The sequence below is a fragment of the Streptomyces yunnanensis genome, from assembly GCF_029011865.1.
Taxonomy (GTDB): Bacteria; Actinomycetota; Actinomycetes; order Streptomycetales; family Streptomycetaceae; genus Streptomyces; species Streptomyces yunnanensis.
In genome coordinates this window covers 5496719-5518757 of the sequence record NZ_CP095749.1, presented here as the reverse complement: position 1 = coordinate 5518757, position 22039 = coordinate 5496719, and the positions used below count along the sequence as shown (strand labels likewise).

The following is a 22039-nucleotide window of genomic DNA, read 5'->3' as shown; positions in this document are numbered from 1 at the left end:
GCCATGCGCAGACATGGCCCGCACTGCCGCTTCATGTGAGCAACAGACATCGCATATCTGACGCCGCGTCAGTTCTGCTGCTACAGTCACGCCGCACCCCGCCCATCCACCCCAGGAGGCGCGCCGTGTTCGAAGACGCTCGTATACGCACGTTGTGGGAGCTGGTCGAGTACCGGGCGCGGGCCTCCGGGGGCGCGCCGATGTTCTTCGACGGGGATGGCGGGCGGGCCGTGGCCTTCGGCGAGGTGCGGGATGCGGCGCTGCGCGCGGCGGCCGGGTTCCGGGAGTTGGGGATCGGGGCCGGGACGCGGGTGATGTGGCAGCTGCCGACGCGCATCGACACGGTGATCGCGTCGCTGGCGCTGGCCCGGCTCGGGGCCGTGCAGACCCCGGTGATCCCGCTGCACCGGGCCCGGGAGGTCGGGTTCGTGCTGGCGGAGTCGGCGGCGGAGTTCGTCCTCGTGCCCGGGGTGTGGCGGGGGTTCGACTTCACGACGATGGTGCGCGACGCGGTCGGGGAACGCGCCGACGTGCGGGTGGTCCCGTTGGCGGACGGGTTGCCGGACGGGAATCCGGGCGGGTTGCCGGCGGCCCCGGAAGGAGACGACGACGGCACGCGCTGGGTCTACTACACGTCCGGGACGACCTCCGCGCCCAAGGGCGTCGAGCACACCGACGCCTCGCTCGTCGCGGGCGGGGTGGGGCTGGCCACCGCGCTCGGCATGTCGGCCGGCGACATCGGCTCGATCGCCTTCCCGTACGCGCACATCGCCGGGCCGGACTACGTCATCGCCATGCTGGTCAGCGGGTTTCCGGCGGTCGTGCTGGAGGCGTTCGACGCGGACCGGGCGGCCGAGGTCTACCGCCGCCACGGGGTGACCATGGCCGGCGGCAGCACCGCCTTCTACCAGGCGTTCCACGACGCGTCGCGGCGCCGCCGGGCGGCCACGCCGGACGCCGGCCGGCTGATCCCCTCGCTACGACTGCTGTCCGGCGGTGGCGCGCCGCTGCCGCCCGAGCTGTACCGGGCGGCCGGGCGCGAGTTGGGCTGCGCGATCGTGCACGGCTACGGCATGACCGAGTGCCCGATGATCGCGATGGGGACGCCGTACGACACGGACGAGCAGCTGGCGCACACGGTCGGCAGGCCGGTGGCGGGCGCGCGGGTGCGGATCGTCCGGGCGGACGGGAGCGCGGCGGCGACCGGTGGGACCGGCGAGGTGACGGTCTCGGGGCCGATGGTGTTCCGGCGGTACACCGATCCCGCCCTGACGGCCCAGGCGTTCACCGCGGACGGCTGGTTCCGTACCGGCGATCTGGGGCACCTGCGCGCCGACGGGCATCTGGTACTGACCGGGCGGCTGAAGGACATCATCATCAGGAAGGGCGAGAACATCTCCGCCCAGGAGATCGAGGACCTGGTGCACACCCATCCGGCAGTGGCGGAGGCGGCGGTGATCGGGCTGCCGGACCGGGAGCGGGGGGAACGGGTCTGCGCGGTGGTCACGCTCGCCGGGGCGGCGGACGGGGCGGCGGACGGGGCTGAGGCGCCCCGGCTCACCCTGGCCGACCTCACCGCGCACCTGCGGGCCGCCGGGCTGATGACGCAGAAGCTGCCGGAGCAGCTGGAGATCGTCGAGGTGCTGCCGCGCGGCGGTCCGCTGAACAAGGTGCTGAAGACGGCACTGCGGGAGCGCTACGGCTGACGGCGACGCGCGGTGAGCGGCGTCCGGTGAACGGCGCCCGGTGTCCCGGCACTTGACCCTCACACCCGTGTCAGGGCTTAGGAACGGGGGTGTCCGACCGAGTCACCCGTTTCGGGAGCGGAGGCCCCCCATGAGCGACGCCGTCACCACGCAGCACCCCACCGCGCACCCCGCCGTCCCCGGCACGGCCGCCGGGCGGCCGGACCGGATGCGGCTGCACGTCGTCCTGCCGTCCGAAGCCGGCACGATGCCCGCCCCGCAGCTGGTGCGGCTGGCCCGGGAGGCCGAGGAGCTGGGGTACGCGGGGGTCTGGCTGCCGGACCACCTGCTGCCGCCGGGCCCGTACGGGCGTCCGCCGGAGGGCTACGGCGGGGTGTACGAGGCGTTGACCACGCTCGCCTACCTGGCCGCCGCGACCGAGCGGATCACGCTGGGGACGTCGGTGCTGATCGCGCCGCTGCGCGAACCGCTGCTGCTGGCCCGGCAGTCGGCGACGCTGGCGCGGCTGAGCGGCGGCCGGTTCGTGCTGGGCGTCGGCGTGGGCTGGCAGCCGTACGAGTTCGCCGCGGCCGGCGTCGGCTTCGGCGACCGGGGTGCGCGGACGGACCGGACGCTGCGGCTGGTGCGGCACCTGCACACGGGGGCGGGCGGGCCCTACGAGGACGGACAGGTGGCCTTCGACGGCCGGGCGGTGTTCGAACCGGTGCCGCAGGAGCCGGTGCCGTTCCTGATCGGCGGCAACTCGGACGCGGCGCTGCGGCGCGCCGCGGAGTTCGGCGGCCACTGGCAGGGGGTGGGACTCACCCCCGGGCAGTTCGCGCAGCGGGCTGCGGAGTTGGCCCGGCGGGCCGCGGAGCGGGGGACCCGGGTGACGGCCGGCACCCGGATCGGCTGGGACGGCCCGGACCGCACGGTGGCGGACGTGGCCGCCGAGGTCGCGGACTGGGAGGCGGCGGGCGCGGCGGACCTCGGGGTGTGGTTCGGGTCGGCGGACGGTGGGTTCGCGGACCGGATGCGGGCGCTGGCGGAGCGGACCGGGGTCACCGGCGGCCACGTCGCACGGTGAGGCGCTGCGCACGGTGAGGCGCTGCGCACGGTGCGACGCCGGTGGCGATTCCGCTGCGCCGGTGGCTATCCCGTTGCGCCGGTACTGTGATCGGCCGTTCCGGGCGGGTGCGTCGTCGGACGCCCGGCCGCGGAACGGCCCTCCGGGGACGGGGGCGTCAGCCGATGGGGTTGACGAAGGTGGCCGGGTGGGTGGCGCTGCGCTGGTCGACGAGCGTGCCCCAGGGCCACTCGATCTTCAGCGCCTTGGTCTCGTTGGGCGGGGTGACCTCCACCCAGGCGGGCTGGTAGAAGCCCTCGTTCTCCTTGGTCAGGGCGACGTTGAGGGTGAAGTCGGTGCTGTCCCCGGGCGCCAGGGTGATCGAGCCGAACTTGGCGGACGAGCGGACCAGCGACCACCGCTCGCCGCCGTTGACGGAGGTGAGGTCCACGCCCGGGAACCCGCCGATCTTGCAGGCGCGGCTGCCCTTGTTGGTCAGGTTGATGCTGGTGGTCGTCGCCCCGCTCGCGTTCGGGTCCGGGGCCGCGTCGCCACCGGTGTTGAAGGACGCCTTCAGGCCGGAGGTGTGGCAGCGCTCGACGCCCGAACCCGACCCGCCGCCGGTGTGCGCGCTTCGCGACTGCTTGCCCGCGGCCTCCGGCTTCGTGCCGCCCCCGGTGCCCGCGCCCGCCTTGGCGCCGGTGTCCGGCGCGCCTGCGGCGGTGCCGGAGCCGGCAGTGCCGGCAGCGTCCGCACCGGCCGCGCCCACCGCTCTTTCCGTGCCACCCGCGGCCTTCGCACCGGGGGTGTCCGAGCCGGAGCAGGCGGTCAGGGTCAGGCCGGCGACCGCGGTCAGTGCCGCGGCGGCGACGCGCAGGGTGCGGCGACGGGCGTTGCGGGAAGCGGTGTTGGAGCGCATGGCAGGTCCCCCGGGACGGTCGGTGTCGTGGTCTCCTCGGTACGACACCTACTCTGTCCGGGCCCCCTGTCGCCCGGCTGCCGCTCCGCTAACGCCCCGCTAATACCCTCGCGGCCGTGAAGGCCGTGAACCGCACGGCCTTCCGCCGCCGGCCCCGTGACCGCTCCCCGGCCCCGTCGGCCGTCAGCGCGCCCCGTCCCGCTCGGCGCGCGGACTGCCCCGCCGCAGCTGCCCCTTGACCACCTTGCCGCTGGCGTTGCGCGGCAGTCCGGCGACGAACTCCACCTCCCGGGGCACCTTGTAGTTCGCCATCTCGCGGCGGGACCAGGCGATCAGGTCGTCGGCGGTGACCCGGGAGCCGGGGCGGCGGACCGCGTACGCCTTGCCGACCTCGCCGAGGCGGCGGTCGGGGACGCCGATGACCGCGACCTCGGTGATGTCCGGATGGCGGGCGAGGAGTTGCTCTATCTCGGCGGGATAGGCGTTGAAGCCGCCGACGATGTACATGTCCTTGATGCGGTCGGTGATGCGGAGGTTGCCGGCCCGGTCGAGGACGCCGACGTCGCCGGTGCGCAGCCAGCCGTCGGGGGTGATCGCGCGGGCGGTGGCGGCCGGGTCCTCGAAGTAGCCGGACATCACGTGGTAGCCGCGGACCAGGACCTCGCCGGGCGCGCCGGGCGGCTGCGGGCGGCCGGCGGGGTCCACGACCCGGACCTCGGTGTCCGGTATGGCGCGGCCGGACGTCGCCGCGATCACCTCGGACGGGTCGCCGCGGCGGCACATGGTGACCACGCCGGTGCTCTCCGACAGGCCGTAGGCCGTCAGGACGGTGGCCACCTTCAGCTCGCCGCGCAGCCGCTCCACCAGCTCCAGCGGGACGACGGCGGCGCCGGTGACGACCAGGCGCAGCGCCGAGAGGTCGTGCGCGGCGCGGTCGGGGTGGTCCAGGAGCTGCTGGTGGAGGGTGGGCGGGCCGGGGAGGACGGAGATCGCCTCGGCGGCGATGTTGGCGAGCGCGGTCTCCACGCTGAAGACCGGCTGCGGGACCAGCGTGGCGCCGCGCAACAGGCAGGCGACGATGCCGGCCTTGTAGCCGAAGGTGTGGAAGAAGGGGTTGACGACGAGGTAGCGGTCGCCCTCCTCCAGGCCGGCCAGTGCGCTCCAGACGGCGTAGGCGCGCAGGGTCTGGCCGTGGGTGATCACGGCGCCCTTGGGGTGGCCGGTGGTGCCGGAGGTGAAGATGATGTCCGAGGGGTCGTCGGGGCCGAGGGCGTCGGCCCGGGCGCGGACCGTGGCGGGCGGCACCGCCGCGCCGCCGGCCAGGAAGGCGCGCCAGGTGGTGAAGTCGGCGGGGGCGTCGTCGGCGAGCACCACGACCCGTTCCAGGTGCGGCAGTCCGGGCAGCGGGCCGCGGCCGTCGCCCTGCTCTGCGGCGCGGCGCAGCGAGGCGACGTAGGACGTGCCGAGGAAGGTGCCGGTGACGAAGAGGATCTTGGCGTGGGTGCGGCGCAGGACACCGGCCGCCTCGGCGCCCTTGAAGCGGGTGTTGACCGGGACGAGGATCGCGCCGGAGGTCACCGCGCCGAGGGCGGAGACGATCCAGTCGAGGGTGTTGGGCGCCCAGAGGGCGACCCGGTCGCCGGGGGCGACCCCGGCGGCGATGCAGGCCGCGGCGGCCCGCTCCACCCGTGCGCCCAGCTCGGCGTAGGACACCCGGGTGCGGCCCTCGACGACGGCCTCCCGGGGGCCGTACCGCGCGGCGGCCGCACGCACCAGACGGCCCAGCGAGCCGTACGCCAAGTCCGCCCGCACATCGAGCTGTTCGCCCATCGCACTGCCTCCCGCTCCTGGCAAATACCCCGCACCGCACTAGCTGACTGTCCGTCAGATTAGCGGTACCCTCCTCCGCTGTCAGCAGTGACGACCGACCACGGAGGTGGCGATGGGGGCGACCCTCAAGGACGCTACGGCGATCGTCGGCATCGGACAGACCCCTTTTGCCAAACGCCTCCCGGAATCCGAGAAGCGCTTGGCCTGCCGGGCGATCGTCGCGGCCCTGGACGACGCCGGCATCGCCCCCTCCGAGGTGGACGCCTTCGCCTCGTACACGATGGAGGAGACCGACGAGGTCGAGATCGCCAAGTCCATCGGCGCCGGCGACGTCACGCACTTCTCCAAGGTCGGCTTCGGCGGCGGCGGTTCCTGCGCGACGGTGGCACACCTGGCCGCCGCCATCACCACCGGGCAGGCGAGCGTCGGCGTGGCCTGGCGGTCCCGCAAGCGCGGCTCCGGACCGCGGCCGTGGACCAACACCCGCGTCCAACTGCCCACCCCGGCACAGTGGACCCGGCCCTTCGGCCTGCTCCGCCCCGCCGACGAGATCGGCATGCTGGCCCGGCGCTACATGCACGAGTACGGCGCCACCCGCGACCACTTCTTCAACGTCGCCCTCGCCTGCCGCAACCGCGCCAACCAGAACCCGGCCGCGATGATGTACGACCGCCCGCTGACCCGCGAGATGTACATGACCGCCCGCTGGATCAGCGAACCGCTCTGCCTCTTCGACAACTGCCTGGAGACCGACGGCGCGCTGGCCTGCGTCGTGGTCTCCGCCGAGCGCGCCCGCGACTGCCGCCGGCGCCCCGTCTACGTCCACGCCGCCGCGCAGGGCCTGCCCGCCCAGCACCACGGCATGGTCAACTACTGGAACGACGACCCGCTCACCGGCCCGGCCCAGGCCGCCGCCCGCCACCTCTGGAAGGGCGCCGACCTGGGCCCGCAGGACATCGACGTGGCGCAGATCTACGACGCCTTCACCCCGCTGATACCGCTCTCCCTGGAGGGCTACGGCTTCTGCGGACGCGGCGAGGGCGCGGCCTTCACCGAGGGCGGCGCCCTGGAGATCGGCGGCCGACTGCCCCTCAACACCGGTGGCGGCGGCCTCTCCGAGGCGTATGTGCACGGCTTCAACCTCATCACCGAAGGCGTCCGGCAACTGCGCGGCACCAGCACCGCACAGGTCCCGGACGCCGCCACCTGCCTCGTCACCGCGGGCGAGGGCGTGCCCACCTCCGCACTGCTGCTGAGGAGTTGATACGTGATGCGCGCAGAGCGCTCCCCGCGCGGGACCACCGCCGGGACCGAATCCATGACCGTCCGTGATGCCATGAACACAAGCCTGCCACCCGCCACTGACACTCCCCCCGACCCCGACCCCGACGCCGACGCCGACCTGCTGCGCCCCATCCCCGACGACGACGGGGCGCCGTTCTGGGAGTACGCGGCCCGCGGCGAACTCCGCGTGCAGACCTGCTCCGACTGCGACGAACCGCGCTTCCCGCCGCGCCCCTGCTGCCCGCACTGCCAGTCGTTCACCGCCCACTGGCAGCGGATGAGCGGCCGCGGCCGGATCTGGTCCTACGTCCTGCCCCACCCGCCGCTGCTGCCCGCCTACGCCGCCCAGGCCCCCTACAACGCGATCATCGTGGAGCTCACCGAGGCCCCGCGGATCCGGCTGGTCGGCAACCTCGTCGCCACCCCCGACGCCGCCCTGAACTCCGTGGACCCGGCCCGGCTGCGCATCGGCGCCCCGGTGAAGGCGGTCTTCCACGCCCTGCCCGGCGGGCCGACCGTCCCCCGCTGGGTCCTGGAGCGGCCGTGACGTCCCCCGGGGTCCGCACCGAGACCGACGGCGGGGTCGCCCTGGTCACCCTGGACCGCCCCGCCCGCCACAACGCCCTCGACCTGGCCACCGCCGCCGAACTCACCGCCCTCTGGCGGGAGTTCCGCTTCGACGACACCGTACGGGCGGCGGTCCTCACCGGCGCCGGCGGTCGCGCCTTCTGCACCGGCCTCGACCGCTCCGCCGACGTGCCCCAGCCGTCCTCCCCCTACTCCCTCGACGACCCGCTGCTCCGGATCGGCCCGAAGACCAACGACCTGTGGAAACCGGTGCTCGCCGCGGTCGAGGGGATGGCCTGCGGCGGCGCCTTCTACCTGCTGGGCGAGGCGGAGTTCATCATCGCCGCCGACGACGCCACCTTCTTCGACCCGCACACCACCTACGGGATGGTCAGCGCCTACGAGTCCATCCTCATGGCCCAGCGGATGCCCTACGGGGAGATCGCCCGGCTCGCCCTGATGGGCACCGCGGAGCGGCTCGGCGCCCGGCGCGCCCACGCCGTCGGACTGGTCTCCGAGCTGACCCCGCCCGGCGCCGCGGCCGAGACCGCGCTGCGCCGCGCCGCGGTCCTGGCCGCGCAGCCCACCGAGGCCGTCCAGGGCACCGTCCGCGCCCTGTGGGCCGCCCAGGAGGCGACCCGGGCGCAGGCGCTGGCGCACGCCCCGCAGCTGATCGCGCTCGGCAACCTGCCGCCGGACCGCCAGGCCGCGCTGTTCACCGCCCGCCCCCGGGGCACCGGGGCCGCCCCGCCACCCGTCAGGTGACCACCGCCCACCGGACGCGGCACCGCCGGGCCCGGGTCACATCTTGGACTTGGTGGCCCGGGTGATCTGGCAGGTGTACCAGAACGCCTGCCAGGAGGACTGGTTCAGCGTGTACTTGGCGGTGTAGGTCTCGGTGGCGCCGGGCGCCACCACGACGCTGCGCTGGTGCTCCCCGTAGGAGGAGCCGTCGGCCGGCTTGTCCTTCATCCAGTCGATGCGCATGTCGTAGGAGAACGTGCTGGTCGTCGACGGGTTGGTGATGGATACCGTGTAGGTGAACTGACGCAGCGAAGCGGAGAAGTCGCAGCCGCTGCCACGGACGTCGGACCGCCCGTCGGGGCTGTAGGTCTCCTGCGTCGGGGACGGCGAGTAGGTGTCGTAGCTGGGCGTGTACGACGGCGTCGGGTGGTACGGGTCGTAACTGGAGGAGGGCGACGCGGTCGCCCAGTCCGGCGGCGGCACATTGATCTTGGGCCGGCCGAACGCGCAGCCGGCGAGCGCGGCGAGCGAGACCGCCGCCAGCCCGGTCGCGATGCCCGCCCTGATCCCCTTCCGGACCCGGTCCCCGGTGACTCCGGCGGGCCTGCCCGTGCGCGTGCGCTGCTCCATGTCCTTCGACCATCCCCCGTTGCTGCGTCCGAGACGCGCCACCCCGAGGGTTGACGCGTGCACGGCACCCTAGCAAGGGCCGGAGACGGTCCGTGCGGGGCCCTCGGCGGAGTCGGGCCGCATCCGGCCGAGCTTGTCTAGCGGGGGCAGACGGGCAGGCGTAGCGTCGGTCACGAGGCCGACAGGACGAGTCGAAGCGAGGCGACGCCGGTGGTGCGCAACGTTCTCGGCTCCCTGATCGCCCTCGTCGGAGCGACGGCCGCCGTCTGGAGCCCCTTCCGTCCCTGGTACGACGGCCGTCACGGCAGCGACGTCCGGATCGAGGACCTCTTCAACGGCCTCACGGACAACGGCGCCACGCTCTTCGGCTCCCTGGTGCTGCCGATGGTCTTCGCCGGGCTGCTGACACTGGCCGGCGTGGTGCTGCGCTCCCGTCTGCTCGTCACCCTCGCCGGGCTGGTGGTCCTGGGCTTCACCGTCCTGTGGATGGTCCGCCAGGGCCAGCACTCGGGCGAACTCACCGCCGGCACGCACGGGCTGGGCGTCGGCGTCGCCAACGCCCTGGGCGGCGGCGCCCTGCTGATCCTGGGCGCCCTGGTGATGCGCGGGCGCACCCGCCGGGTCCCCGCGCACGAGGACGACGAGTACGGCGACGCGTACGACGACAGGCAGCCGTCCCCGTACACCCCGCACCGGCCGCCGCCCGCCCCCTGGGACCCCGGCCCCCCTCCCACCCAGGAGTGGCACCCGGAACCGTACGGGCCCGCGCCCGGCGCCCCCGGGCCGCACACGCCGACGCCGCCCGTGGAGTGGGGTCGGGACCAGCCGCGGCCGGGCCCGGAGCCCGGCCAGGACGACCGGCCGACCTGGCCGGGCGGACCGCAACCGCCGCCGAACGACCCGCCGAACGACCACGGGCCGACCGGACCGGGCCGGCCCTAGGGCGCTCCTGGGGCGCTTCTGACGGCCCGGCCTATGGGCGCCGGGCCAGGCCCGTCCCCTTGGCGGCGTCCAGCGCGTACACGCAGCGGTCCTTGCTGCAGGCGTAGACCACGCCGCCGACCGCCACCGGCGAACCGGTGATCTCCCCGCCGGTGGCCAGCTTCCAGCGCAGCTGACCGCCCATCGCGTCGAGGGTGTACAGGCAGTGGTCGGCCGACCCGAAGTGCACCCGCCCCTCGGCGACGACCGGGGAGCCCACGACCTCGGCGCCCGCCTGGAAGCGCCAGCGCGGGGTGCCGGTGACCGCATCGAGGGTGTAGAGCGCCTTGCCGCTGCCCAGATGGACCGCGCCGTGCGCGACCAGCACCGGCTCGGAGGACTGCCGGGCCTCGGTGGCGATCCGCCAGCGGTCCCGGCCGTCCGCCGCGTCGAGGGCGTAGACCGTGCCGAGGTAGTCGGCGAGGTAGAGGCCACCGCCGGTGACGGCGGGGCCGGGCGCGAAGGCGGGCGGGCTCAGGAAGGCCGCGGGCGCCTCGAAGTGCCAGCGCACGTCGCCGCGGGCGGCGTCCAGCGCGAGCACCCGGGTGCCGGCGACCACGTACACCACGCCGTCCGGCGCGGGCAGCAGCCGCACCGGGACACCGCCGCAGGACGCCGCGTCGCCCACCGGGTACGACCAGCGCTCGGCGCCGGTGCGCGCGTCCAGCGCCTTCAGCCGGGCCTCGGCCCAGACGTAGACCGTGCCGTCCTGCTGTACGGGCGCGGCGTCGGGGTTCTCGAAGTCGGTCTGCGCGCCGGTGAGCTCCCACAGCAGCTCGCCGGTGGCGGCGTCCCGGGCCTGGACGCCGCCGCCCCGGGTGCTGGTGACGACGGTGCCGCGGTCGGCGGTCAGCGCATAGACCCAGCCCTCGCTGCTCAGCCGCCAGCGCTCGCTGCCGTCGTCGGCGTCCAGTGCGTAGAGGGTGGGCCCGTCGGAGGCGTGGATCCGGCCGTCGGCGACCGCCATCGCCCAGGCGACGTCGCGGGTCTTGAACTTCCGCCGCCCGCTGGCCACATCGAGGGCGTGCACCTCGAACGACGTGACGTAGAGCAGCTCGCCGGAGACCACCGGGGTGCCCCAGACGTCGTTCGACATCCGGAACCGCCAGGGACGCCAACGGCCCGGCTCGGCGGACGGCGCCTCCACCGGGGCGGCCGGGGCGGCCTCGCCCTGGCCGCTGCCCGTGGGCGCGCCCTGCTGCGGCACACCGGCCGCCGGGGCGCCGGCCGGCGGCCGGACCCAGTTCGTCGCGGCGGCCGCGGCGCGCTGCTGGGGGCGTCGGCGGCGCGCGGCCCGGGCCCTATCGGGGCGTGCGAACCACCGAGCCGCACGGGACCGCCGGCGCCCTCGGGAGCCTGCGGAGCGGACGGCGGGGTGGCGGCGGCCACCGGGGCCGGGGCACCGCGCGGGTCGGCGCGGTGCGCACCGGGGCCGGCGCCGATCCGGCCGGGCCAGCCCTCGGCGGCCGGCCGGCCGCCCTCGGCCCGCTGCGGCACGGGCTGCGGCGGGGCCTGCGGCATCGGCGGCGCGGCCACGGGTTCCTGACGGCCGGCGTCGCGGGGCGCGGCGGCCGGCCGCGGGGTGCTCTGGGCGACGGCACCCCGGCCGCCGCCGCGCCGCCGCTCGATGAGCGCCACGGCACCGGGCGGCAGCCAGGCCGAGGCCGTGCCGCTGTCGTCGCTGCCGGAGCTGAACAGGTGCGGCGCCAACTGGGACTGCAGGTCGGCCGGGGACGGCCGGTGGGCCGCCTCCATCTGCATACAGGAATCCATCAGCGGCCGGAGGTCGTCCGGCAGCCCGGCCAGGTCGGGGCCCTCCCGGAGCAGCATGAAGACCGTCTCGACGGGGTTGGCACCGTGGAACGGCGCGTGCCCGGTGGCGGCGAAGACCAGGGTGGAGCCGAGCGAGAAGATGTCGCTGGCGCCGGTGACGCTGCGGGAGTCGCGGGCCTGCTCCGGCGACATGTAGGCCGGGGTGCCGACCGCCACGTTGGTCATCGTCAGCCGGGTGTTGGACACCCCGGAGGCGATGCCGAAGTCGATCACCCGGGGGCCGTCCTCGACCACCAGGACGTTCGACGGCTTCAGGTCGCGGTGGACGAGCCCGGCGCCGTGGATGGACTGCAGCGCCTCGGCGATCCCGGCGGCCAGCCAGCGCACCGCCTGGACCGGCAGCGGACCGCACTCATTGACTATCTCCTCCAGGGAGGGCGCGGGGACGTACGCCGTCGCCAGCCAGGGCACCGCGGCCCTCGGGTCGGCGTCGACCACGGCCGCGGTGTAGAAGCCGCTGACCGCGCGGGCCGCCTCTACCTCGCGGGTGAACCGGACCCGGAACAGCTGGTCCTCGGCGAGTTCGGAACGGACCGTCTTGATCGCCACGCGCCGGCCGGACGCCGACCGCGCCAGATAGACCAGGCCCATGCCGCCGGCCCCGAGACGACCGAGCACCTCGAACGGGCCGATCCGCCGGGGATCGTGCTGCGTCAGCTGCTCCACCACTTGCCTGCCACCTCCCCGTGGGGCATAAAACGAGACTCTCCATAGCCACGAGCCGCCGAGAACCACTGCCCCGGGCAGCGTCTCCCCGCCCGCGGCCAGGGCTGCCGAAACGGCCGTACGCACCCTGATTCTTCCTGGCCGGGCCGGCGGTTGCGAACCCGGGGCCTGTCGGCCGTGTCACGACTCACCCCCTGCGATACGCAACAAGGCCATTACCCGGCGTATTCCACCCCGCCCTGACGTGCGTCGATACGTCCGGGGACGGGCGATTGCCGACGGGTTACCGGCCGGTTGCGGGCCGCCTAAGAGCAGCCTGCGCGGAATTTCCGCCGCCCATCGCCCCATCCGGACGGACGGATTCCGTGCGCATGGGTCGACGACGGGGCCTCCGCCGGCCCGTCAACACCCGGTGGGCACCCGGACCCACGACCGGTCCGCCGTGGCCGAAATCGTTCCATTTCCCCGCCCATATCCGTACGCATGCCTTCCCCCGCGGCCCGCTGTGCGTCAAGGGATCAATTCTGCGCCGCCCACGGCCATTTCGCGGCCAGGACACCGCGCGTGGCGGGCGGATTCCCGCCTCGTCCCCGACGGGCGCCCGCAGCCCCCGCCCCCATCCGTTGCCCACCAAAGTTGTCCACAGGCTGTTGATAACAACATTCACTGGATCGGACCAATGGCCGCGCACCCGGCTCCGGCCGCGATCCGACCCGCAACCAGGGCGGCAACGGGCGCCTGACGACCCGAACTCCCCGGTCCCCATTTGCAGGCAGCCAAATCGCGCTCCGATCACCCCTCGGTAAGCTGACGGCATGACAGGACAAGTTCGAACCGTCGACGGCAGAGTTGCCGGCCGCCGCGGACAGGCGACGCGGCAAAAGCTTCTCGACTGCCTCAGTGAAATGCTCAGTTCGTCCCCCTATCGGGACGTCAAAGTCATCGATGTGGCCCGAAAAGCGGGCACTTCACCCGCGACGTTCTATCAGTACTTCCCGGATGTGGAAGGCGCGGTCCTCGAAATCGCCGAAGAGATGGCGAAAGAGGGCGCAAGCCTGACCGATCTGGTCGCCGAGCGTTCCTGGGTGGGCAAGTCCGGATGGCAGGCCGCCGAGGAACTGGTCGACGGCTTCCTCTCCTTCTGGCGCAAGCACGACGCGATCCTGCGCGTCGTCGACCTGGGCGCCGCCGAGGGCGACAAGCGGTTCTACAAGATCCGCATGAAGATCCTCAACGCGGTCACCAACTCCCTTACGGAGTCGATCCAGGAGCTCCAGACCAAGAACAAGGTCGACAAGGACGTGAGCGCGGCGGCCATGGCCGGCTCCATCGTCGCGATGCTGGCGGCGGTCGCCGGCCACCAGAAGGGCTTCCAGAGCTGGGGCGTCAAGCAGGCCGAGCTCAAGCCCAACCTGGCGCTGCTGGTGCACTTCGGCATCACCGGCAAGAAGCCCATCAAGTAGCGGGCCTCCCCGCGTCCGGCCCACGAGTCCGCGTCGGGCCGCCGCGCCACCGGGAACGCCGTACGCCCTACGGCCGCATCGCCGGTGCCGCCGAGCCGGGAGCGCTGAGCCGCAGCGTCGCGCCTCGGCCTCCACTCTGTCGCCGGGGAAGCCGGAGCTTCCCCGATGTCCCGCTGTCTCCGGGACAGTTCGCCCTCCGTCCTGTGTTCGTCCTGCCATAGCTGTACCGCACACACAGCGGGTGCCGACCGCCCCCAGGGGCCGCGACGGCACCCGCTGCGCGTGCGCGACCGCCGGCCACCGCACCGTCAGTGCCGGTCCGACCGGTCCTACCGGTCCCTCCGGTCCAACCGGAACAGCCGGATCTCCCGTTCCACCCGGGCCTGATAGGCCGCATACGGCGGCCAGAACGCAACCGCCGCCCGCCAGGCCCGTTCGCGCTCCTCCCCGGTCAACAACCGGGCCCGCACCGGAATGTCCCGGCCCCGCCAACTCACCTCCGCCTCCGGGTTCTTCATCAGGTTCCCGGTCCAGGCCGGATGCCCCGGGCGGCCGAAGTTGCTGCCGATCAGCAGCCAGCCGCCGTCGTCCTGCGGCATGCAGGCCAGCGGGGTGCGCCGCGGCCGCCCGCTGCGGGCACCGGTCGCGGTCAGCACGACACCGGGCAGCATCCGGGTGCTGAGCAGCGTCTTTCCGCCGGACAGCCGGTGCACGGCACGGTCCAGCGCGGGGATGACGTGCGGCGCGACCCGTGCGAACGCCCGGGTCGAGGAGATCTTCTGCACCAGCCGTGCGCGACCGTCCATCAGGCGCCGACCGCCGCGCGCACCGCCGGGCCGACGAGGGCGCCCGCATCCGCCCCGCCCCCGGACACGAACAGCCCGGCCTGCTCGGCCGCCCGGGCCCGCAGCCGGTGCACCGGCCCCAGCAGCAACTCGTCACAGGCCGCCCGCTTGAAGTAGAGGTGCGCCGCGTGCTCCCAGGTGAAGCCGATGCCGCCGTGCAGTTGCACCGCCTCGGCGGCCACCGCGCGCAGCGCCTCCAGCGCCTGCGCCAGCGCCAGCGCGCCCGCCCCGGGCTCGGGGACGGCGCGCCCGCCGCCCGCCGCCCAGGCCGCGTAGTACGCCGCCGAGCGCGCCGCCTGCACCGCCACGTACAGGTCGGCGAGCCGGTGCTGCACGGCCTGGAAGGAGCCGATCGGCCGGCCGAACTGGGTGCGCTCCTTGACGTAGCCGACCGTACGGGACAGCGCCGCGTCGGCCGCGCCGACCGCCTCGGCCGCCAGGCACGCGGCGGCCGTCGCCCCGGTGGCGGCCAGCGCCGCGGCCACCGCGTCCGTCGCGCCGTCGCCCCCCGAGGGGTCCTCGCCCAGCAACTCGGCAGCCACGTCCCGGAGTTCGATGCGGGCCTGCGGCCGGGTCTCGTCCATCGCGGTCTGCCGGGTGCGCAGCAGCCCGGGCGCCTCGGCGCCGTCCGGCCCCTTGGCCCGCACGGTGAAGAGCAGGGTCCGGCTGCGCGCGAAGCCGCCGGCGTGCGCGGCGACCACCAGCACGTCCGCGGCGTGCCCGCCCAGGACCTGCTCGGCCTCCCCGTAGAGGCGCCAGCCACCGCCCGCCCGTGGTGCCCCCGGACTCCGTCCGGGGGCACCCCCACCGTGCTCCTGTGACCACCGCGCCTGGATCCCGCCGGCCCGGCCGCCGCCGGCCCAGTCGCCGTCGTTGGGCCCGGTCAGCGCCAGTGCGGTGCCCAGTCGCCCGCCCGGCACGACGAGCGCGGCGGTCGACTGCCCGGCCGCGAGGGCGGGCAGCAGCTCGGCGCGCCGGCGCTCCCCGCCCAGCGCCAGGATCAGCGGGGCGGCGAGCACCGCGGTGCCGATCAGCGGCGCCGGGAGGACGGCGCGGCCGGTCTCCTCGCAGGCCAGGGCGAGTTCGGTGGGGCCGCAGCCGGCCCCGCCGTACGCCGCGGGCAGGGCCAGGCCGGGCAGTCCGAGCTGTTCGGCGAGCTGCCGCCACAGCGCCTCGTCGTAGCCCGTCGGGGTGCGGACCGCCGCCCTGACCTCGTCCGGGCCGCAGCGCTTGTCCAGCAGCGCGCGCAGGGTGCGGCGGATCTCGTCCTGCTCCTCGGTGAACGCGGCATCCATCGGCGGGCTCCTCCCGGCCGTGCGGCGACACCCGTCCGCCCGGACGGGGTCCGCATCTGACGGTCCGTCATAGTAGGCAGGAGGAGCGAACTTTCCCAGTGCGGAGCGCCGGAGACTCCCCCTGCCCACCCCAACGAATCTGATGTACCGTCAGATTCATGTCGCTGACGTCAGGGACCTCCGCCGGACAACGCAAGGTCGCCGTCGCCGGAGTCGCACTCTCCGACTGCGGGCGGGTGGACGAGGCCACCCCGTACGCCCTGCACGCCCAGGCCGCCCGCCGGGCCCTCGTCGACTCCGGGCTCGACCGGTCGGTGATCGACGGCTTCGCCTCGGCCGGCCTCGGCGCCCTCGCCCCCGTCGAGGTCGCGGAATACCTGGGGCTGCGCCCCACCTGGGTGGACTCCACCGCGGTCGGCGGGGCCACCTGGGAGGTGATGGCCGCGCACGCCGCCGACGCGATCGCGGCCGGGCACGCGAACGCCGTCCTCCTGGTCTACGGCTCCACCGCCCGCGCCGACATCAAGGCCAAGCGCCGCACCGCCAACCTCTCCTTCGGCGCCCGCGGCCCGCTCCAGTTCGAAGTCCCCTACGGGCACAGCCTGATCGCCAAGTACGCCATGGCCGCGCGCCGCCATCAGCACCAGTACGGGACCACCCTGGAACAGCTGGCCCAGGTAGCCGTCCAGGCGCGCGCCAACGCGGCCGGCAACCCGGACGCCATGTACCGCGAGCCGATCACCGTGGACGAGGTGCTGTCCGGGCCGATGATCGCCGACCCGTTCACCAAGCTGCACTGCTGCATCCGCTCCGACGGCGGCTGCGCGGTGCTGCTCGTCGCCGAGGACCACGTGCCCGACCTCGCCAAACGCCCGGTCTGGGTGCTCGGTTCGGGCACCGCCGTCTCGCACACCACGATGTCGGAGTGGGACGACTTCACCGTCTCCCCCGCCGCCGTCTCCGGCCGGCTCGCCTTCCAGCGCGCCGGCGTCCGCCCCGCCGAGATCGACCTCGCCGAGATCTACGACGCCTTCACCTACATGACCCTGGTGACGCTGGAGGACCTGGGCTTCTGCGCCAAGGGGGAGGGCGGCGCCTTCGTCGAGCGGGGGCGGCTGCTGCGGGACGGCGAACTCCCGGTCAACACCGACGGCGGCGGGCTGGCCGCCTGCCACCCCGGCATGCGGGGACTGTTCCTGCTGGTCGAGGCGGTCCGCCAACTCCGCGGTGAGGCCGGACCGGACCGCCAGGTCCGCAAGCCGGGCGGCGCCCTGCCACAACTGGCCGTCGCCTCCGGCACCGGCGGCTGGTTCTGCTCGTCGGGGACGGTGGTGCTGGGGGCGGGGTAGCGCCGGCGGGGCCGCGGGGGTGGCGCCCCCACCGATCCATACATACGTCATGGACGCTTGTCATAGACAGTTGTTGTCTATGACGCTTGTACAGTCGGGCGAGCGCCACCGGTCCAGGAGCACCAGGGCCTTTGCCTCTGCCTCGAAGGGAACCGGCATGCCCGCCTCAGGCAGATCCGGCTGCGGATGCTGATGCTCCGGATGCTGCCGTACATGCCCTGGAAGGACGCCGTGGCGAAGAAGATCGCCGAGGAGGTGCAGCGGGCGGCGCGGGCGATCACGCTCAAGGACTACGCGCCGGCGGCGCACGGTGCCGCCGGCCGTCCCGCCGCGGCCTGTGGTCCGCGCCCCGGACACCGCGCGTACGCTGCCTGACATGCCCGATCACACGGATCACCGCACCGCCGGAAGCGCCCCGGAACCCGGCATCGAAGCCGCCGACACCGAAGCCGAGGCCGCGGACAGCACCGGGGCCGCCGGGCGTGCCGACGCCGAGGCCCGCGCCTTCCGCGAGGTGCTGCGCGGCCTGCGGGTCTGGCCGGGCGAACTGCCGTCCTTCGCCCCGGAGCAGGCACCCGCCGAGCCGCTGCCGCTCTTCCGGCAGTGGCTGCGGGAGGCCGCCGAGGCCGGCGTTCCCGAGCCGCACACCATGTCCCTGGCCACCGCGGACGCGGCCGGCGACCCGTCCGTGCGCATCGTGATGCTGCACGACGCGGACGAGCGCGGCTGGCACTTCGGCACACACCGCGACAGCCGCAAGGGCCGCGAGCTGGCCGCCCGCCCGCGGGCCGCGCTGGCCTTCTACTGGGCGGCGGTCGGCCGCCAGGTGCGGGTCCGGGGCACGGTGACCGCCGCGGGCCCGGAGGAGAGCGCGGCCGATCTGCACCACCGCTCCACGGGCGCGCTGGCCGCCGCCCTGGTGGGCCACCAGAGCGAGGTGCTCGGCTCGGCCGCCGAACTGGCGCGCGCCGCGGACGCCGCCTGGGAGCGCGCCCGGCGCGAACCGGACGCGCCGGTCCCGAGCTGGACGCTGTACGTGCTGCGCGCCGAGGCGGTCGAGTTCTTCCAGGGCGACCCGCACCGACGCCAGCACGTACGCCTCAACTACCGCCGGGCGGAGGGTGGTTGGGAGCGGGAACTGCTCTGGCCGTAAAGGCGGAAGACGCACGGCCGGACGACCACGGGCCACCGGTCATCGGCCACCACCCACCGGCCACCAGCCACCAGCCACCAGCCACCAGCCATGCCTACAGCCGCTGGTACATGATGTGCAGCCCCACGTATCCCCGGGTGGGGTGGTGGAAGCCCTCGGGGATGGTGGTCATGATCTGGAAGCCGAGGGATTGCCAGAGGGCGACCGCGCCGGTGTTGCTCTCCACCACGGCGTTGAACTGCATCCCGCGATAGCCCTCGGCGCGCGCCCAGGCCAGCGCGTGCTCGCCCGGTGCCGCGCCGGCGGTGCCGCGGGTCCACCATGAAGCTGGCACTGGCGATGTGGGCGGCGTTGCCCATCTGGTTGGGGTTCATCTTGGCCGAGCCGAGCACCGTCCCGGAGTCGTCGACGGCGACGACCGTACGGCCGGGCGGTGGGAGCATCCAGAGCGCGCGGGCCGCCGGCTCGTCGATGTCCGGGGGATAGGAGTAGGTCTCGCCGGCCCGCACGACGGACCGGAAGAAGGGCCAGACAGCGGGCCAGTCGGCCGCGTTCGCGTCTCGGATCAGCACCGGGAGAGCCTCCCGTGCGCACGGCCCGGACCGCCACCCTATTTGTCGGCGGCGCCCGGCGCCTTCAAGCCGGCCGGAACACCGCTGTCGCGTACCCGGCGCCCTCGCCCTCCGCCGCCGGACCGCCGCCGGTCCGCTCCGTCGGCTCGGTGCGGAAGTGCACCGCGAGCGGCATCCCGATCCGCAGGTCCGACTCCGCGCAGTCCGTCACCTCGGTCATCATCCGGGGCCCTTCGGCGAGTTCGACGACCGCCGCGACGTAGGGGACGCGGTCGCCGAAGGGCGGGAGGTCGTTGCGGTGCACGACGGACCAGGTGTAGAGGGTGGCACGGCCGGTGGCCGGCTCCCAGACGACGTCCTCGCTCCAGCAGCGCGGGCAGAACTCGCGCGGATAGTGGTGCGCCGCGCCGCACCCCTCGGCCCGGCACCGGCGCAGCAGCAGCCGCCCTTCGGCCGCCGCCGCCCAGTACGGCCGGGTGAAGGCGTCCACCTCCGGCAGATCGAACCGCACCGCCGCGCGCCCCGCCGCGCCCGGGCCCCGCTCCGCACCCCCGGCCTGCGCCGCCTCCCGCACCGCCATCCGTACAACACCCCCATCGACGCCCCGCCATGTTCTGACGGTACGTCAGTTCAGCTCATCGGCGGTGCGGGCGCAAGAGGGCGGGCGTCCCGCCCCTACCGCCCGCCGCCCGCCGCCCGCCGCCCGCCGCGAAGCTTTACCGCGCACACCCATTCCTGACATGACGTCAGTTCAGTAATCTGACTATGCGTCAGCTACTGCTGAACGCGGTAGGGCGCGCAGTCCACGAGAGCCGTCACACAGGAGCGGGCGTCTGCGATGCTTGGATCGACTCACGGCACCCTCACCACGCACTCCCGGCCGGCCCGCGTCGTGGCCTGCGGGGAGCGCCCACCCCACACCGTCCACGGCATCAGCGACCCCGGCGCCGACGGTGCCGGCGGCCCGGGCACCGCGGCCGGCCCGGTCGTCGCCGACCAGGACGTCAGCGGTCGCCCGCTGCACGCGCCCGTACCGGACCTGGACCGTTTCTTCCGGCCCGAGTCGGTGGCGGTGATCGGCGCCTCGGACAGCGAGGGCCGGCCCAACACCGGCATCACCCGGCAGCTGATCGCCTGGGCGGAACGGGTCGGCGCCCGGCTCCACCCGGTCAACCCCGGACGCGAGCGGGTCTTCGGCCTGCCGTGTCACGCCGGTGTCGGCGAGCTGCCGGAGACCGTCGACCTCGCGGTGCTGCTGGTCGGCGACCCGCTGCCGGTCATCGGGCAACTGGCCGAGGCCAAGGTGAAGTTCGCGGTGGCCTTCGCCTCCGGCTTCGCCGAGACCGGCGAGGACGGCGCCGCCGCCCAGGCCCGGCTGGCCGACGCCGTCGCCCGCTCCGGCCTGCGGCTGCTCGGGCCCAACACCAACCTCAACGCCTTCGAGAAGTTCCGCGACGACCTCGACGGCCCGGCCATCGCCCTGATCACCCAGTCAGGCCACCAGGGCCGGCCGGTCTTCACCCTCCAGGAGCTGGGCATCCGCCTCTCGCACTGGGCCCCGACCGGCAACGAGGCCGACCTGGAGACCGCCGACTTCCTCTCCTACTTCGCCTCCCGTCCCGAGGTCGGCGCGATCGCCGCCTATGTGGAAGGGCTCAAGGACGGCCGCAGCTTCCTGCTCGCCGCCGACCGCGCCGCCCGCAACAAGGTGCCGGTCGTCGTCGTCAAGGTCGGCCGCACCGAGACCGGCGCCCGGACCGCCGCCTCGCACACCGGCAAGCTCACCGGCGCGGACGAGGTGGTGGACGCCGCGATGCGGCAGTACGGCGTGATCCGGGTGGACGGCCTCGACGAGCTCCAGGACACCGCGGCACTGCTGGCACGGGCCAGGAAACCCACCGCCGAGGGCGTCGCGGTCTATTCGATCTCCGGCGGCACCGGCGCGCACTTCGCCGACCTGGCGACCGCCGCGGGCCTGACCCTGCCCACCCTGTCCGACGCCAAACAGACCGAGCTCCACCAGTGGATACCGGGCTACCTCAACGTCGCCAACCCGATCGACAACGGCGGGCACCCGGTCGGCGACTGGCGCGGCCGCAAGATCATCGACGCGCTCCTCGCCGACCCGTCCGTCGGCGTCCTGATCTGCCCGATCACCGGCCCCTTCCCGCCCATGAGCGACAAACTGGCACAGGACCTCGTGGACGCGGCGGAGCAGTCGGACAAGCTGGTGTGCGTCGTCTGGGGCTCGCCGGTCGGCACCGAGGACGCCTATCGCCGCACCCTCCTCGGCTCCTCCCGGGTGGCGACCTTCCGCACCTTCGCCAACTGCATCACCGCCGTCCGCGCCTATCTGGAACACCATCGCTTCACCGCCCACTACCGCTCGCCCTTCGACGACGCCCCCCGCACGCTCTCGCCCTCCGCCCGCAAGGCCCAGGCCCTGCTGCGCCCCGGCCGGCAGCTCAGCGAGCACGCGGCGAAGCAGCTGCTGCGCGCCTACGGCATCCGCGTACCGCGGGAACAGCTGGTGACCAGCGCGGCGGCGGCCGTCCGGGCGGCGAGCCTGGTCGGCTATCCGGTGGTGCTGAAGGGCTCCGGCCCCGAGCTGGCCCACAAGACCGAACTCGGCCTCGTCAAGGTCGGACTGACCTCGGCCAGCCAGGTCCGCGACGCCTATCGGGAGCTGACCGAGATCGCGCGCTACGAGGATCTGCCGCTGGACGGCGTCCTCGTCTGCCAGATGATCGAACGGGGCGTCGAGATGGTCGTCGGCGTCACCCCCGACCCGCTCTTCGGGCCGACCGTCACCGTCGGACTCGGCGGGGTGCTCGTGGAGGTCCTCCGGGACATCGCGGTGGGCGTGCCGCCCTTCGGGGAGGCGCACGCCCGCGCCATGCTCCGCGAGCTGCGCGGCCACGCCCTCCTGGAAGGCGTCCGCGGAATGCCGCCCGCGGACACCGACGCCCTGGTCGAGACCGTGCTGCGGGTGCAGCGGATGGCCCTGGAACTCGACGGCGAACTGGCCGAGTTGGACATCAACCCGCTGGTCGTCCTGGAGCGCGGGCAGGGCGCGGTGGCACTGGACGCCCTGGCGATCTGCCACTGACCGCCGGCCGCCGTGCCGGCTCCCCCTTCCGTCCACTCCCCTGGAGCC

At 74.3% G+C, this 22039-nt stretch carries 17 protein-coding genes and 2 pseudogenes; 11 read left to right on the top strand and 8 right to left on the bottom strand.

Annotated features, from left to right (window positions below):
- Positions 1 to 125 precede the first annotated feature (125 nt).
- Together MOV08_RS24135 and MOV08_RS24130 are read left to right on the top strand one after the other, a co-directional pair.
- Positions 126 to 1706: a class I adenylate-forming enzyme family protein gene (locus MOV08_RS24135; RefSeq protein WP_275308797.1), complete on the top strand. Its 1581-nt coding sequence runs from the start codon at positions 126 to 128 to the stop codon at positions 1704 to 1706.
- A gap of 130 nt (positions 1707 to 1836) precedes the next feature.
- Positions 1837 to 2772 (top strand): TIGR03619 family F420-dependent LLM class oxidoreductase, encoded by a 936-nt coding sequence (locus MOV08_RS24130; RefSeq protein WP_275308796.1) that lies wholly within the window; start codon positions 1837 to 1839, stop codon positions 2770 to 2772.
- A 157-nt stretch (positions 2773 to 2929) separates the two neighbouring features.
- Here MOV08_RS24130 and MOV08_RS24125 read toward each other — a convergent pair whose 3' ends face one another.
- Entirely contained in the window at positions 2930 to 3670 is a 741-nt protein-coding gene (locus tag MOV08_RS24125; RefSeq protein ID WP_275308795.1) for a DUF4232 domain-containing protein, read from the bottom strand.
- A 183-nt stretch (positions 3671 to 3853) separates the two neighbouring features.
- Positions 3854 to 5500 carry a FadD3 family acyl-CoA ligase gene (locus MOV08_RS24120; protein WP_275308794.1) on the bottom strand — a complete coding sequence of 549 codons (1647 nt, stop codon included), beginning with the start codon at positions 5498 to 5500 and terminating at the stop codon, positions 3854 to 3856.
- Positions 5501 to 5612: 112 nt separating this feature from the next.
- Here MOV08_RS24120 and MOV08_RS24115 point away from each other — a divergent pair, with 112 nt between their 5' ends.
- From MOV08_RS24115 to MOV08_RS24105, 3 genes are read left to right on the top strand one after another with little or no spacing between them, the layout of a single operon-like run.
- Positions 5613 to 6764: a lipid-transfer protein gene (locus tag MOV08_RS24115; protein ID WP_275308793.1), complete on the top strand. Its 1152-nt coding sequence runs from the start codon at positions 5613 to 5615 to the stop codon at positions 6762 to 6764.
- Between the two features lie 6 nt (positions 6765 to 6770).
- A complete protein-coding gene (locus MOV08_RS24110) occupies positions 6771 to 7331 on the top strand; it encodes a Zn-ribbon domain-containing OB-fold protein (RefSeq protein ID WP_420834204.1) in 561 nt (186 codons plus the stop codon).
- Positions 7328 to 8116 carry an enoyl-CoA hydratase/isomerase family protein gene (locus tag MOV08_RS24105; protein WP_275308792.1) on the top strand — a complete coding sequence of 263 codons (789 nt, stop codon included), beginning with the start codon at positions 7328 to 7330 and terminating at the stop codon, positions 8114 to 8116. Before MOV08_RS24110 ends, MOV08_RS24105 begins: the two co-directional genes overlap by 4 nt.
- Positions 8117 to 8152: 36 nt before the next feature.
- Here the strand turns inward: MOV08_RS24105 and MOV08_RS24100 are convergent, their stop codons facing one another.
- Positions 8153 to 8725, bottom strand: coding sequence for a hypothetical protein (locus MOV08_RS24100; protein WP_275308791.1), 573 nt, complete (start codon positions 8723 to 8725; stop codon positions 8153 to 8155).
- A gap of 210 nt (positions 8726 to 8935) precedes the next feature.
- On the opposite strand from MOV08_RS24100, the gene MOV08_RS24095 reads away from it, so the two are divergent.
- On the top strand, positions 8936 to 9667 hold the full coding sequence (locus MOV08_RS24095) for a hypothetical protein (protein ID WP_275308790.1): 732 nt from the start codon (positions 8936 to 8938) through the stop codon (positions 9665 to 9667).
- 31 nt (positions 9668 to 9698) lie between these two features.
- On the opposite strand, the pseudogene afsK reads toward MOV08_RS24095, so the two are convergent.
- Positions 9699 to 12208 (bottom strand): annotated as a pseudogene (afsK, locus tag MOV08_RS24090) (protein serine/threonine kinase AfsK).
- Between the two features lie 812 nt (positions 12209 to 13020).
- On the opposite strand from afsK, the gene MOV08_RS24085 reads away from it, so the two are divergent.
- Positions 13021 to 13668, top strand: coding sequence for a TetR family transcriptional regulator (locus tag MOV08_RS24085; RefSeq protein WP_039635501.1), 648 nt, complete (start codon positions 13021 to 13023; stop codon positions 13666 to 13668).
- A gap of 329 nt (positions 13669 to 13997) precedes the next feature.
- Here the strand turns inward: MOV08_RS24085 and MOV08_RS24080 are convergent, their stop codons facing one another.
- Positions 13998 to 14474, bottom strand: coding sequence for a nitroreductase family deazaflavin-dependent oxidoreductase (locus MOV08_RS24080; protein ID WP_275308789.1), 477 nt, complete (start codon positions 14472 to 14474; stop codon positions 13998 to 14000).
- Positions 14474 to 15808, bottom strand: a complete 1335-nt coding sequence (locus MOV08_RS24075; RefSeq protein ID WP_275308788.1) for an acyl-CoA dehydrogenase family protein — start codon at positions 15806 to 15808, stop codon at positions 14474 to 14476. The genes MOV08_RS24080 and MOV08_RS24075 overlap by 1 nt, the downstream gene beginning before the upstream one ends.
- Positions 15809 to 15966: 158 nt before the next feature.
- On the opposite strand from MOV08_RS24075, the gene MOV08_RS24070 reads away from it, so the two are divergent.
- From MOV08_RS24070 to MOV08_RS24060, 3 genes are all read left to right on the top strand, one after another.
- On the top strand, positions 15967 to 17157 hold the full coding sequence (locus tag MOV08_RS24070; protein ID WP_275308787.1) for a thiolase C-terminal domain-containing protein: 1191 nt from the start codon (positions 15967 to 15969) through the stop codon (positions 17155 to 17157).
- Between the two features lie 186 nt (positions 17158 to 17343).
- Positions 17344 to 17532: a hypothetical protein gene (locus tag MOV08_RS24065; RefSeq protein WP_275308786.1), complete on the top strand. Its 189-nt coding sequence runs from the start codon at positions 17344 to 17346 to the stop codon at positions 17530 to 17532.
- 1 nt (position 17533) lies between these two features.
- Positions 17534 to 18310 (top strand): pyridoxine/pyridoxamine 5'-phosphate oxidase, encoded by a 777-nt coding sequence (locus MOV08_RS24060; RefSeq protein ID WP_275308785.1) that lies wholly within the window; start codon positions 17534 to 17536, stop codon positions 18308 to 18310.
- Between the two features lie 94 nt (positions 18311 to 18404).
- Here MOV08_RS24060 and MOV08_RS24055 read toward each other — a convergent pair.
- Together MOV08_RS24055 and MOV08_RS24050 are read right to left on the bottom strand one after the other, a co-directional pair.
- A pseudogene (locus MOV08_RS24055) lies at positions 18405 to 18882 on the bottom strand (N-acetyltransferase family protein).
- 64 nt (positions 18883 to 18946) lie between these two features.
- Positions 18947 to 19462, bottom strand: coding sequence for a Zn-ribbon domain-containing OB-fold protein (locus tag MOV08_RS24050; RefSeq protein WP_275308784.1), 516 nt, complete (start codon positions 19460 to 19462; stop codon positions 18947 to 18949).
- Positions 19463 to 19720: 258 nt separating this feature from the next.
- On the opposite strand from MOV08_RS24050, the gene MOV08_RS24045 reads away from it, so the two are divergent.
- The gene (locus MOV08_RS24045; RefSeq protein WP_275308783.1) at positions 19721 to 21991 is read left to right on the top strand and encodes an acetate--CoA ligase family protein; all 2271 of its coding nucleotides are present in this window, start codon (positions 19721 to 19723) and stop codon (positions 21989 to 21991) included.
- Positions 21992 to 22039 lie beyond the last annotated feature (48 nt).

Excerpts from the sequence above, each read along its gene's own strand:
- MOV08_RS24130 (WP_275308796.1), top strand. The coding sequence starts at position 1,837 with ATGAGCGACGCCGTCACCACGCAGCACCCCACCGCGCACCCCGCCGTC.
- MOV08_RS24125 (WP_275308795.1), bottom strand. The coding sequence starts at position 3,670 with ATGCGCTCCAACACCGCTTCCCGCAACGCCCGTCGCCGCACCCTGCGC.
- MOV08_RS24120 (WP_275308794.1), bottom strand. The coding sequence starts at position 5,500 with ATGGGCGAACAGCTCGATGTGCGGGCGGACTTGGCGTACGGCTCGCTG.
- MOV08_RS24115 (WP_275308793.1), top strand. The coding sequence starts at position 5,613 with ATGGGGGCGACCCTCAAGGACGCTACGGCGATCGTCGGCATCGGACAG.
- MOV08_RS24110 (WP_420834204.1), top strand. The coding sequence starts at position 6,771 with ATGCGCGCAGAGCGCTCCCCGCGCGGGACCACCGCCGGGACCGAATCC.
- MOV08_RS24100 (WP_275308791.1), bottom strand. The coding sequence starts at position 8,725 with ATGGAGCAGCGCACGCGCACGGGCAGGCCCGCCGGAGTCACCGGGGAC.
- MOV08_RS24085 (WP_039635501.1), top strand. The coding sequence starts at position 13,021 with ATGACAGGACAAGTTCGAACCGTCGACGGCAGAGTTGCCGGCCGCCGC.
- MOV08_RS24080 (WP_275308789.1), bottom strand. The coding sequence starts at position 14,474 with ATGGACGGTCGCGCACGGCTGGTGCAGAAGATCTCCTCGACCCGGGCG.
- MOV08_RS24075 (WP_275308788.1), bottom strand. The coding sequence starts at position 15,808 with ATGGATGCCGCGTTCACCGAGGAGCAGGACGAGATCCGCCGCACCCTG.
- MOV08_RS24070 (WP_275308787.1), top strand. The coding sequence starts at position 15,967 with ATGTCGCTGACGTCAGGGACCTCCGCCGGACAACGCAAGGTCGCCGTC.
- MOV08_RS24065 (WP_275308786.1), top strand. The coding sequence starts at position 17,344 with ATGCTGATGCTCCGGATGCTGCCGTACATGCCCTGGAAGGACGCCGTG.
- MOV08_RS24060 (WP_275308785.1), top strand. The coding sequence starts at position 17,534 with ATGCCCGATCACACGGATCACCGCACCGCCGGAAGCGCCCCGGAACCC.
- MOV08_RS24050 (WP_275308784.1), bottom strand. The coding sequence starts at position 19,462 with ATGGCGGTGCGGGAGGCGGCGCAGGCCGGGGGTGCGGAGCGGGGCCCG.
- MOV08_RS24045 (WP_275308783.1), top strand. The coding sequence starts at position 19,721 with ATGCTTGGATCGACTCACGGCACCCTCACCACGCACTCCCGGCCGGCC.